General features: G+C 49.8%; 3 protein-coding genes. All 3 read right to left on the reverse strand.

Annotated elements, in window-relative coordinates; translation table 11 throughout:
* Positions 1-14: 14 nt before the first annotated feature.
* Genes AC6R03_RS10385 through AC6R03_RS10395 form a run of 3 tightly spaced genes read right to left on the reverse strand, consistent with a single transcriptional unit; the run spans position 15 to position 14118 of the window.
* Positions 15-1334: an HlyD family type I secretion periplasmic adaptor subunit gene (locus AC6R03_RS10385; protein ID WP_500631155.1), complete on the reverse strand. Its 1320-nt coding sequence runs from the start codon at positions 1332-1334 to the stop codon at positions 15-17.
* Entirely contained in the window at positions 1327-3471 is a 2145-nt protein-coding gene (locus AC6R03_RS10390; RefSeq protein ID WP_500631156.1) for a type I secretion system permease/ATPase, read from the reverse strand. Before AC6R03_RS10390 ends, AC6R03_RS10385 begins: the two co-directional genes overlap by 8 nt.
* A gap of 18 nt (positions 3472-3489) precedes the next feature.
* Positions 3490-14118, reverse strand: coding sequence for a T1SS-143 repeat domain-containing protein (locus AC6R03_RS10395; RefSeq protein WP_500631157.1), 10629 nt, complete (start codon positions 14116-14118; stop codon positions 3490-3492).
* Between the last annotated feature and the right edge of the window lie 124 nt (positions 14119-14242).

Genomic DNA, 14242 nt, shown 5'->3' on the forward strand with positions numbered 1-14242 from the left:
TATCCTTATGTTTATTATCGTTCTCGAAGAGCATTCTCTTTTGCTCTCAAAATAGGTTTTAGCCAATAACTCAGGACGGTTTTTTCCCCCGTCAAGATATCCACGGCCACCTGCATGCCGGGAATAATGGTAAATTGCGACACCTTTTCGTTGTCATCCAACGTGATGTGAGCACGGTAGTAGGCATTGCCCTCTTCCGTTTGCAGGGCGTCAGCACTGACATAGGTGACTTTGCCTGCTAATCCACCATAAATGACAAAATCGTAGGCACTGAATTTCACGGTCGCAGCAAGGCCGCTGCGCACAAAAGCAATGTCTTGCGGCGAGATCCTCGCTTCAACTATCAAGGTGCTATTTTCAGGTATCAACTCCATGATCGGCTCGCCGGGTCTCACCACACCACCAATAGTGCGAACAAAGACTTCTTTGACTCGTCCATCAACTGGCGAGACAAGCTGCGTGCGATTAAGTTGATCCGCTATCGCCTGTTGACTCTCTTGCAGTTGAGCCAGTTTAGTGGCGACTTCATTCAGTTGTCCTTGCGCTTTAGCGCGAAAATCGAGCGCCGTGCTTCGCCTATCGGCAATCGCTTCGGAGTAAGCGGCTTTTTGCTTTTGCGCCATCACTTGTGAACTGGCGATGTCACCTTGTAGCTTGACGTAATCACGATTGAGCTTGAGCAGTTCGACTTCCGCGACCGCGCCACTGGCAACGACGTCACGTAACATGTCGCGCTCTTGCGTGACAATGGCCAGACTGCTTTGCAATGTTTTGATGGCATTCAAGGTATCGTTGTAGGCCTGTGCTTGCTGCTCTATGCGCAGCGTCGACTCCTCAAGCTCTGCATTGAGCTGGCCGATACGCTCCAAGTAGTTAGCGCGTTCATTAAATAGTGCGTTATGGCTGCCCTCTTCTAACACAAAGGGCGCGGTGACCACGTTGACCTGCTCACGCCAGTCAACTTGCGAGCTTTGCACTTTAACACTCATCAATTCGGCTTCCAGACGCTGCTTTTGTGCCAGCAAAGATTGCGCTTGCTGAGCCGACTCTTGAAAGCTCGATTTAAAACGCGTGTCGTCTAAAATCGCTATGGGCTGACCAAGCTCAACGCGCTCACCTTGAGTGACGAGCACTTGTTTCACCAAGCCCCCTTCTAGGCTTTGTATCGTCTGGACAGAAAGGCTCGGTACCACTTTTCCTTCGCCCACCACCACCTCTTCCAGTTTGGCCCACGTGGCCCACACGATGATGGCGACAATGAGCGCACCACTTAACCAAATCAAGCGGCGTGAACGATAGGCTAAATGCGCGTTGTTCCATGCGGTGCTACTCATGCTTGCCTCCTTTGACCACTGAGACAGAGCGAACACGCTTTTTGTTGGTCTCTTTACGCGCATGCAAGATCTCTGCGGGTGAACCATCTGCGACGATCTGCCCCTGATGAACCACCAAAATACGGTCGCACAAGGAGAGGAAGGAGTGTTTGTGCGAGCTAATGAGCATCGTTTTGTCACGCGGCAACGATTGCAAACTATGGAATAAACGCGCTTCTGCGTCGCTATCTAAGGAAGCGGTCGGTTCATCTAGAATCAATAAACTTGAGTTGCGATAAAACGAACGCGCCAACGCCACCGCTTGACGTTGACCGCCGGATAAAAAACGCCCGCCTTCACCCACTTGGGTCTCCAACCCGTTACTCATACGATCGAGGTAGGCACCCAATCCCGAAAGCTGTATCGCCTGCGCTAACTTTTTCTGATCGACCTCGTTCGCACCCAAGGTGATATTGTCTATCACTGTACCATAGAGCAGTTGTGGGTTTTGTCCCACCCAGCCGGTGTGATGACGAATGGAGGCACTCGGCCAAAGTTGGCTATCAATCTCATCGTAAAAGACGCGTCCTTGGGTTGGATTGGCCTGCTTGGCGATAATGGCGAGTAACGTAGACTTTCCCGCGCCCGCAGCGCCAATAATGCCAACACGCTCACCGGCGGGAATGGTAATACTTACGCTCTCTACACTAGGCGTAGGAGTTTGAGGGTATTGGTAACTCACCTTGTCTAAACGCACGCCGCCTTGGAACTGGCCTTGGGACAATTTACTGCTTTCTTGATCTTCTTGAGGCAAATCGATGATGGCATTGAGCCCTTCGATAGCGGTCTTGGTTTGCTGATAGCGCAGCATGAGAAGAGAGAGCTGATTGATGCTGCCCGCCGCTCGGCCACTGAGCATCACAATTGCAATCAACCCGCCCATACTAAGCAAGCCCTCAGAAATCTGATAGACACCAAACACGATGAGGCAAATCGTGACGATTTGCTGACTCGATTGAATTGAGTGCGCCACTAAGTTGGAATAATGACGAGAACGATTTTGCCAGTCGGACAAGGACGCGACCGTCTGCTCCCAGCGTTTTTGTATCGTCCCTTGTGCGTTATTTTGTTTGATTTCAGGCAACGAACTTAGGCAATCAAACAGTTGGGCTTGACGCTGGCTCGACAGCGCTGCCGTCTCCTGTTGGGTTTGTTCTATCTTGCCTTTCATCGCGACCGACAACCCGATCAGCACCAACATCACAGTGACAGGAATCAACATCATCGCCCCACCTAGCCAGCCGATAAGAAGCAAAAACAGCAGGGTAAAAGGCAGATCAATCAAGGTCACCAGAGAAATGGAGGTGAAGAAATCACGGACACTATCAAAATCTTGAAGTTGGCGAGAAAACGCCCCGATCGATTGCGGACGGTTTTCTAGCTTCATCCCCAATACTTTACCAAGCAAGATGGCAGACAGCTTATTATCCAGATAACGCCCAGCGACATCCGTCACTGAGCTTCGCGCCTCGCGCAGCAACCAGTCGAAAACAATCACGACACAGACCCCAACCACCAGCACCCACAAGGTACTAAAGGCTTGATTGGGCACCACTCGATCATACACGTTCATCGTGAACAGCGGGACAACCAGAGCCAGCACGTTGATAAGTAAAGACGCTACGAGCAGATCTCGATACCAAGGCTTCACCTCTTTGACCACGTTCCATAGCCAATGCCCTTGGGAACGAGGCTGCGAGCTTTCGATTCTCTCGTCATAGTGTGCTTGAACGTCAATACGCCACAGGTTGGGCTCTGAGCACCGCTTGATCTCTTCGGCGCTCATGGTCTTCTCGCCATCTTCCGACCACAGCTGATAGCCTTGCTCATCGTATTTGGTGACGATATGAGGTTGATTGCTGTGTTTGTCCACCAGTAAGAGGGGTAAGGATTGTGGAGTGATCTCTGACAGTGGCAACGGCGTCGCGTATAGCTGTGCCCGTTCCAACGCACGGAAAAATAGCTGATGATCCAACCTACCGTGTTCAGACAGCGGCAACCCCGTCAGCAACAAATCCTTGTGGCAACGTTTATCAAAGTGGTTTACCCACCACTCAAGGGCCGCATACCAAGGGTCTAACGCCCCGTTTTGTTCCATAGCCTTCTTTCCCATCTTTTACTGCACGATGAGGTTTTGATCATCAATCATTTTTTGCAGAATCTCGGCTTCCCCGCTCACACTCGGCGCGAAGTCGTTAAGACTCACACCCGCAATACGCACGGATTGCTGAACTGTGCTGCCATCTGGTGTCACCTCAATCAAGACATCCCCGCCGTCATCTCGAATATCGAGTTTTTGCGCCGCACTATCGCCGTCGCTCACGCCAGTTAAAATCGCACTTAAGTCGATGGCATCGCTATCGGCGCTGTATTCAAAATCCGTAATCGTATCGGTGCCGCTACTTTGACCAATCACAAATCGGTCATTAACGCCATCAGTACCCGTCAACGTGGTTGAGACAACGCTAGGGTCTTGCAAACTGATGTCAATAACTTGCGCGACACCGCTTGCTGAATCGGAACCTATGCTGGCCACCGGCTCAATCGACAACTGAAAATCGCTGGCTCCATCGTAGCCGCCAACAATCGATAAATCAGCGATGTCCTCCATCGCAACGGTGTACTTACCGTTTTGACTAGTACCCGCGCTTAACACTAGGCCACTCGGTAAGCCAGAGATGATCACGCTGCCCGTTTCATTGTCGGCTGGATTGATAAGTTCAAGACTCAGCCCCAATGGTATGGTGCCATCGGCATCGGCGACAATGGTGTCATAATCCACAGTCAGAGTGGGCGCATCAGGCTCCGGCGTAATGGTTAATGTTAAACTCTCTTCGGTCGCCTCGCCCAGATCATCGGCAAGCTCACCCAACACGATCGCTTGATCATAGCTCGACACAGAAATCGTCACGTCGAACTCTCCAAAAGCATCACCCGGGAAGAAAGTGACGTTGTTAATTTCGCTCGCTTTAACCTGTACAGTCGCGATCGCTCGGCCATCGCCTGTCGACAAAAACACCGAGGTTTGCAATCCCACTTTTATCCGATCTAAGCCCGTAAACGCACTAGCGTCAGAAGTCGGTTCAACAATAAAACTGAGTAGTAGGTACTCGTCACTGTTGGTCTCAAAACTCGAGGCATTGAGTGTAATCTCCACACCGGTGTTTTCCTCACTCGTCAAGCTATCAGCCAGGTCGACCAACTCTACACGGTCACCTACCGGCAATACACCGACAATGAATTCAGAGCTGGTGAAATTGACATCACTGTTTTCAAGTTCTTGGGTGATCGCTTCCAAGGAGAGAGGCATATCACCACTGAAGTCACGTGGCGGAAGAATGTACACATCGCTCAAGCGAGCACTGTCTAACTGCCACTCATAGGTGTTGCTGCCGTCAAAAGTGCCGCCATCAGGACCATTGTTTGGTGCAAGCTCGTAACTGTCTCCCACTTTGTAAACCACAACAGCACCATCAGGGACACCTTTTAAACTCAAAGAGAGGCTTTCTGATCCGTCTTGATCGATCAGCGCCGCACTCATGGAGCCGAGAGAAATATAGCTGTCTTCGTCGCCAGTCACGTTCTCTGTCACAAGATTCGCTTCATCAGCGACAGGTTCAACATTGACGGTGACTGTGGTGGATTTATCTTGTGTGTCAGTTTCAGCGATGTCACTCGCTTCATCGGTGATATTGGCAGTGAAGGTCATCACGACGTCTCCACTGTAATGCGCTGGCGGCACCAACTCGACTTCATTTAATCGAGCAGGCTGCAAAATAGTCCACGTTCCATCGCCGTTGTCTTGCAACACATCCTCAGGGCCAGACAGCGTCGCACCGGCAGTCAGAGTCACGGTCAAGCTATTGACCGTCTCTTTACCCGTTGCTTCAGTACCCTCGCCAGTGATCATCTGGCTGTCTTCTATACTATCGCCAAGAATGAGCGATAGATTGAGGTCACTGACCGCATCCTCTTGAATCGTGTAAGTATCCGCTGTGACCGCAATGTCATCGACCACGGGCGTAATCTTGATACTAATGGTTTGGTCTGTGGTCACCGAGGTGCCATTACAGGCTGAGGTTTCTATGGTTTGAACGGTAAAGGTTAGGATACCCGCATAATCTTCATCAATACCAGTCAAGACCAAACTGTCCAGCGCCGAAGCAGTAATGGAATAGCCAATCACGTTCCCCAAACGATCATACTCTACAGTGACACCACTGCCCTGAATCTCAACACCTTCGGGCAGTGAATCGGCCGGCACAAAGAACGAGATGACGTTGTCTGGATCGCTAGCAACATCACTATTGAGTAGCCCCGAGAGGTCGATGTTGTCGCCTTCCGGTTGCGTAATATCGCCTGACTGAATATCACCGGGCGTTCCGACTGGATCGCATGTTCCGCTGCCATCATGACCGGTGATCTGCAGTTCAAAACTGGTATCGATAAAGCGGTCATCGCTGCCGTCAAGCACGCGCGCGCGAACCACGATATCCAACACTGGGGTGTTTTGTGCGCTGGAGATAGTCGCACCATTTAGAATTTGTGTCACGCTCTCCTGGAAGCTGTCACTGGTCAAACCCGCTGCTGGAATCAGCCAATTACCATCACCGTCTTGGCTAGCACCATTAGGATGCGTCACAATCAAGGTGTACCCATCCGGAACGACGAGCAAAATGTAATCGAGGTATTCTGAGCCATCGAGATCTTCGTCAATGAAAATGACCGCATCCGATATATCCACCGCGGAGCCATCATCACTGCTGTACAATTTGCCGGAGCTTTCAAGACGCGTATCCAGCTCGACTTTTGCACTCACATTGACACTCAGCGAACCGTCAAGCCAGCGAACATCGGTCGCGCCTTCGCTAGAGGTATCTGTCACTTGGTATTGAATGCCCACACTGAACACGCCACTTAAGTCTTCGCTGGCCAGCACGCTCAAACGGCCACTGGCTAATAAACTGTCGAGGGTGGGCGTGTCGCCATCCAATAAGGTACTCAAATCGAGGCCGCTTCCAATCTCAATGGGCGCCCCATCAAAGTAGAGGGTAAGGTCGTTATCTAGTGACGTAATAACGTAACCGGTTAAGGTCTCACTGCCATCCTGATCGGCATTGATGGACGGCTGAAGCGATAGTGAAATCAATCGGTCTTCGACCCCTTGGGTCGAAATCACTTGGCCATCGGCTTGATCCACCTGAGGCAACACCTCAATCTCGACGGTCATTGGGAACTCGCCGGCATCACCGTCAGGCTCGGTCGACACCGCGATCACCGACAAGGTGAGCTGGCCACTGAAATCTTTAACTGGTTTGAGATAGAGCGACGCTAAGTCGTCATTACTGACCTGATATACAGGACCTGTGGTGTCATCGATATACGCGATGGTTAACGCAACAGGGTTTCCAGAAGCATCAACTAACTGGGTACCTTCTGGAATATCGGTGAGTAGAATATTGATCGCTTCTGAGACATCATCGTCACTGGTTTGGACAACAAAATCGAGTGCGATTAGCGCATCTTCCAACATGTCCGCTTGATTGCTGATCACCTTGTTCTCAGCATCATACTGCCAATGCCCTTGGCCGCCATCGATGACCGTCGGCTCATCCACCACGCCTTTGAGGTAAATTTGAATCGTTTCAGTGTTGCTTGACGCTTCAGAGTTCTCTGGAATCAAGCCATCTTGGGTAGATTCTGTCGCCACAGCGGTCACATTGATAAAGAGTGATTCCGTGTAGGAACTGATGTCTTCTTTAGGCACCAACGTCACTAAACCAGCCGCAAGATCCGCCGCAAACACCGTGTACTGGTTGTTACCGATATAGCTGCCGCCTTCAATAGTCCAGCCGTCTTGTACTTGAATGTTGATGCGCAAGCTTTCTGAGCCGTCGGTATCGGTGAGGTCAGCGAAGATGTAATCTTGAAGATTGATCCCCTCATCTTCCAGTCCTTTGATGTCTTTGACTTCAAGGGTCGGCGTATCGGCATCCGGTCTCACGTTGACCACCACCTGTGAGGTGGTTTCAGCGGTTTTATCATCGCTGCTAGCAAAGCTATTCCCCGCTTCAATCGCAATCGCCTTGATATCGAACGTGAAACTCCCCGCGACATTCGGGTCCGCTTCGATTTTCATCTGATCGAGTTGAGGTTGAGTGTACTGTTTACCTTCACTGATGGGCGAGCCATTAAGGGTAACGGTGATCCCGTCGGGGATATTTGAGATCTCATATTTAAGCGATTCAGAGCCGTCAAGGTCGACAAGGTTGGCCGTGATATCCAGTGACAGCGCCTCGTCGGCATCTTCAACGGTACTGTAAGTAAACTGGGACTGGCCCCATTCAGGGGTATCAGCAATCGGTAACACCGAGACCTCTAGCGTTTCCGTTAGATCTCGAGGACCCGTATCCGTGCTGATCACCGCAGAGACATCAAGAGAAATCGACTGTGTAGTATCTGACTGATTTTCCGCAGGAAGATACGTCAACGTACCATTGGGTACCACTAAACTAGGATTCGAGCTATCGAGTTGGCTGCCAGAGAGGGTAATCAATCCGTCAACGGCAACAAGAAGCACACCATTGAGATAGAGTGAACCACCTTGAAGCGAACTTTCGCTGATGGCGATTTGCGTCACCTGCTCTTCTTGGTCGACATCCCCTGTTGAGACTTCAATCGCCAGCGTAGCGAGATTGTCTTCGGTCGTTTGCGTATCAGCAACACGAATAAAGCCTTCGTTGTCCCCCAGTACAAAGCTAATCTCACTGGTGGCTTCATCGCCATCAAAGTCCCGCACTACCATTTGCAGGAAGTCATTCAATACTGGGTCTGCATCTACGCTATCGTTGGTCACCAAGGTGTAACTGCCGTCTCGATTGACCGTTAGCGTGCCGTAGCTGACTGATGGGGTGTTGTCGTTATAGAGATTGATGGTATATGACGGATTGGCATCACTAAAAACATACTGATCATAGCTACCATTGCCATCGACATCATAACCGATGCTGACCAACTGACCACCATCGGCGCCAACACGGCCAAATGCGGTGATCATGTTGCCTGATTGACTGTCCCCTTCGACCAAATTGAGCGTCGAATCTACCGAGATCGGCACATCGTCTTTGACATTGACGGTGTAGTCTACGGCAGTTGAAATATCGCCATCCGCATCGGTCGCCGTCAAAGAAAAGTTGAGTTCGAGGTTGTTCTCACCTAACCCCGATTCGTGATCCAATGGGCGGTACAATTCAAATTCAACGCTGCCATCTAGGTTGAAACGGATACGAAACGCTTCGTCGCCATCAGCCATCGCATAGTACCAACCATTGATGTCGACCTCAGCCAATATCAGTGCGACGCCGCCACTGGTATAACCTTGTGCATCAAAGGCGGTGCGATCTAAACTCAAGGAAACGATATCATCCGAACCTTCAATCAAGTTGATCGAAGGCGTCGACGTTTCAATACCGCTGTCTTGCTGACCTGAGGTCAACCCCTCTTCATCGACATCCATCGACCCAGTCACTTCAATTTGAGGATCCGCGCCATCAAAAATGGTGATGCTCGATTCAACGGTATTTTCCGTCCCATCTGAATCCACTGTGTAGACCGGTACGGGGATGGTTAAGCTTAAATCATTGCCTGCAAGGTTGTGATCAATTTGCTGATACAGCTCAAGACGTACATCAATCGTTGTCGTGTCGCCTGCCGCCAGTACAAAATCGCTAGGCAGAAAAACGCTTAAAACGGTTTGACCATTGGAGAGAATGGCATCGTAACTCCCATCGCCATTGTCTCGCCATGTGATCGCTTGACCGTTTTGGGTGATGGGATCGCCATTCGAGTCCAACACGGCATCACCCGTTTCAACGCCCAAGCCCAAATAAACCAATGGGTCAAACGCTGCACTGACATCAAACGAAACGTCGGCGGTCGCTTTCGCTGTCACGCCTGTTGCTCTTGGCGTTTCAGACAAATCGACGTTCCCAGAACCAATGCTCGGCACGCCACCATCGCTGACGGTAATATCCAAGGTCAATTTCGACTCATCGCCATCGTTATCTTTGGCGGTGACCACGATCGGCAACGTGCTATCACCATCCAGTTGGTCGAGTGCTTGATAGAGTGTGACGGTATAGGGAACGGTTGCATCCGCGTCATTGTCAGGCTGAGCAAAGGTGACGGTAAACACCAGTTCATCGGGCACCAGACGAGTGTGCAGATCTTCTGTATAGCCAGAAAGCGAGCCGTCGTCATTCAAAACAAAGACAATATCACGACCGCCACTGCTTAACGTTGGTTGGTCGGCCAAATCAAAAAACAGACTATCGAGGTAATCACTGCCGATCGTGAGAGAAAAACTACCATTTGCACTTAACGGTGCTGAGCCAAGATCGCTTTCATTGAGCGTTACGCTAGTGGCATTGGCCAACTCAGGATCCGCACCGTCGTGAATCACCCATTCAAATGCACCGGATGACAATGGCGTTCCATCCAAATCGCTACCGGCAATCAAAAGAGGAATAGTGACAGCATCACTTTTTAAGGTGTGACTGATGGGCTGCGACTGATTAAGGGTGACCGTTGCCGTCACATCATCGCCATTGGCGACTGCGCTCAGTGTTAAGGTAAAGATGGTTTCGCCAGCCGAACTGGCAGTAATGAGGGTACCATCGCCACTTAAGGTATAGGTGATATCGGCTAAATCTAAGGTTGACTGCAAACCCAAAGCGTCGAGCAAAGCGAGCGTGCCATTGGCAAACACAAGGGAGGACGGATCGGGATTATCCGAGCCAGCCAATACCTCAAACGTTGCGTTAAGAGAAGCAGAAACATCGCTTAGGTTGGATTCTGTGCTACTTGCCACACCGTTTAGAATATCACCCGCGCCACCATCGTTGATGGTGATCGTGGCGGTTGCGGTGCCAAAGTCATTGCTCTCATCCCCCGCCTTGTAGTTAATAGAAACCAAGTGCTCTGCGTTGTGATCTAAGTTTCGCGATGCGGTGAACGTCCAGTAACCATTGGCAAATACCGTTAATACGCCATCACTGGTGGTAAAACTGACTGGCTGATTGCCGGTGATGGCTTTAGTTTCAGCACCGACTTCTACTTCTCGGATCAGAAGTTGCGTATCCAAATCAATATCATTGTTGAGCAAGTTACCTGATGACGTTGTCCCTTCTGTCATGGTGTAGCTTTCGCCAAACACTAGCGGATCGGAGTCCTTGATCGTAATGGGTAAATGGGCAATCACGGTTTCGGTTGTCCCATCGGCATCCGTTTGTATCCCTTCAAGCAACAGAGCCGTTTGCAGTGAATCTAACCCTTCGCCTTGATCTATCGCTTTGTAAAAGGTGACACGAACTTCATCGCCGACGATTTGTGCTCTGAACACCACTTCATCAGTGTTATTCAGCCCTTCAAGACTTTGCCCATCGCCAGCGACTGTCACCGTGATACTGCTGTTTTGAGAGGTGACACTATCGGTCAGAAAGCTTTGATCGGAATAAAAACGAAAATCGGCGAAATCAACATTAATACTGGCATCTTTTGCTTCGCTGCCAAATATGCCCACCACGGTTTCAGAAAATGAGAGCGAGTCAGGCAGCACGATCGTCGGCATATCGTCGACAGCTTGGTTGCCAATGGCGTTATAAACAGACGCATCAATGGTCCACGTTTGGCTGAGGTCAAGCGACGAGATATCGATATCTTCAACGCTCCATGTATCGCCCGTTACAGCGCCCTGAAAGGTTAACGTCTGCGTACCGTCTGAAACGGTAATGGTGACCAACAATCCATCGTCAACCCCCGTGGTTGTGCCTTGCATCGTAGTCAAATTGCCTTGGCGAAAATCTAAAATGCTAAAGCCCGACAGGGTGTCGATATCAATGGTAGGGACAGTGGTATCGACAATGGTACTCGTATCGGTCGTGGTAGCAGGGTTTCCTGCAATATCTTGCGTACTGGCCGTGACCTCTAAAGTGCCGTCGACAAAATCACCAATATCGACATCCTCGACCTGCCACTGACCGTTCACCACCACAGTGTCAAATTCAAGGGTTGTACTGCCATCGGTGATCACGACATGAACAGGCTGACCATTTTCGACATTGGCCACGGCGCCGGAGAACGTCACGCTCTCTTTTTCATTAATATTGATGACGTTGTCACCACCATCTTCGACATCCGCCGTAATTGACGCCAACGTATCTTTGGTGATGGTGTCTTGCGCGATTGCAGGGTTACCCGCCACATCGATGGTTTGTGCGATAACGGTTAAGGTGCCCTCGGCGAGTGCACTGAGGTCGAGGCCAGACAGGCTCCACTCACCGTTGAGCACCATGGTACTATAATCAAGGGTCGTACCGTCCGCATCGGTAATCGTCACATCAACCGTCTGACCATCTTCTACGAAAGTAACCGTTCCCTGAATCAGTCCAGCAGAAATTTCAAATTGGTTGTAGATACGATCTCCAAAACCATCAAACGCAACCTCTATTCCGGCGAGCGTATCTTTTGTGATCGAGTTTGTCGTCGTAGCATTATTCCCCGCTAAGTCGACGGTTTCAGCGGTTACGATGAGCTCTCCTTCATTAAACGAAGTGAGGTCCAGGTCAGGTAAAGTCCATTTACCATCAATAACTTGAGTTGAAAAATTTAATGTCGCGCTAGTAGAATCTTTTATTTGAATTGAAACCGTTTGTCCGTCTTCGACATTTTCCACAACACCACGAATCAGCCCGTCGTCTACCTCAAACTGGTTGTAATATTGGTCACCGTAACCATCAAACTCCACTGTGAGTTCCGCCTGAGTATCTTTGACGATGGTATTTGAACTCGATGCCTGGTTGCCCGCTTCATCTGTGACATTAACAGTGACGCTCAATACCCCATCAGATAAGTGACTTAGGTCCAATCCTTCAGCCACCCATGATCTATCGTCCAATACAACAGTCGAAAATTCCAACTTTTGACCGTTGACGTCGGAAATAGTCACAAAGATCTCTTGTCCAGATTCAACGAAATCGACTTCGCCTAGAACACGACCATCGACTACCTCTACTTTGTTATAAAACTCATCACCTTTACCATCAAATTCAACGTCAATCTCCGCCAAGGTATCTTTGATAATGGTATTGGAAGAAGTCGCAAGGTTGCCCGCTATATCAATAGTGTCTGCGATCACGGTAAGCTGACCGTCAGCTAATGATGAAAGGTCGATACTCTCAATGCGCCAACTGCCAGCGGTTACAACCGTTTCTAAATAAATAGATTGGCCTAGAATATCCGTAATTTGCACATTCACTTTCTGGCCATCTTCAACAAAACTAACCTCACCGTTAATTGTTGTATGATCGATCTCTAAAGCATTGTAATAGCTGTCCCCAAAACCATCGAAGGACACAGTAATGTTTGCTTGTGTGTCTTTCAAAATGGTATTTTCAGCGATAACTTCATTGCCAGCGACATCTTTCGTTGTGGCGACAACTGACAGTTCGCCATCGACAAGACCCTCGAGATCAATGCCATCAATACTCCAGGAAGAACCAGACACTTGCGTTGTTAAAGATAGCTGATTTCCTTCAACATCATAAATTTGTACGTAGATCGGTTCTCCATCTTCCACATTTGAAACGGAGCCTGTAAGGGCGCCATTGGTCAACTCAAACTGGTTATAATAACTATCTCCACCAGCATCAAAGCTCACCGTAATATCAGCCAACGTATCTTTGGTTATGGTATCTTGCGCGATTGCAGGGTTACCCGCCACATCGATGGTTTGTGCGATAACGGTTAAGGTGCCCTCGGCGAGTGCGCTGAGGTCGAGGTTATCCATCGCCCAAGTTCCGCCGGAAACGACAGAGCTCAGTGTTAACGTTGTTCCCACACTGTCAATGATTCGCACTGTGATGGGCTGACCATCTTGGACGAACTCGACACGCCCGATTAAGGCGCCGTTACTCACTTCGAACTGGTTGTAGTATTCGTCACCCTCACCATCAAAGTCGACATCAATGGTGGCAAGGGTATCTTTGATGGTGTTGTCTTGGGCGCTGACGCTATTGCCAAAGTTGTCTGCGACCACGGCGTTGACCAACAGGGGGCCCTCTGCGAGAGAGGTCAAATCCACTCCGCTTACCGAGTAGATTTCATCATTCGTCACTGCAGTGGTTGATACACTCTTACCATTGATATCGGTAATGGTGATGTTGACGGTGCGACCGTCACGAATATTCGGCGCCGTTCCTTGGATCACCACACCTGGCGATTCAAATCGGTTTTCGTAGCCGTCTCCGCCATCGAGGATATCCACGCTCAGTTGGGCGTTTTGATTAAGGAGATCGAGCACTTCTTGCTCAGGCTGGGCATCATCGTTGGCGAAAGGGTCGTTAGGACGGGTGTCAAAGCCCGCTTTAGCGATGGTTTCTTGCAGGGTTGCTTGAACAAAGTTAATCAAAGAAGCGCTTTGACTCTCTTGTGAATTCGCGCCTGAGTACGCCTCTCCGCTTCGGTTGTTAAGCGTGTATTGAGTCAGCTCTTCTACCACTTGGTCTAGCTGCGCTTCAATGGCCTCTTCTTGCTCTGGCGTCAGGACAAGATTGTCACCCTCGACATCTTGAGTAATCACCAGCACATCTGGCTCTTTGCTGGTGTCGAAAGGGATTTGTTGCCAGCTACCATCTGGCATGATCTGCCAAAGGACGCCGCCAACTTCAATATACATAATAGGGCGCATCTGCTCTCCTAGCCTTTAACTCACCTGACAACCGAATCAAAAACAACCCAGCAACAAATTTTTTATAGGTATATTTAATAATGTGCACACTCAGTACACACAGTTAACGCCTAATAGTCAAGAA

Source organism: Vibrio sp. R10-SG-ISO4 (assembly GCF_059834135.1).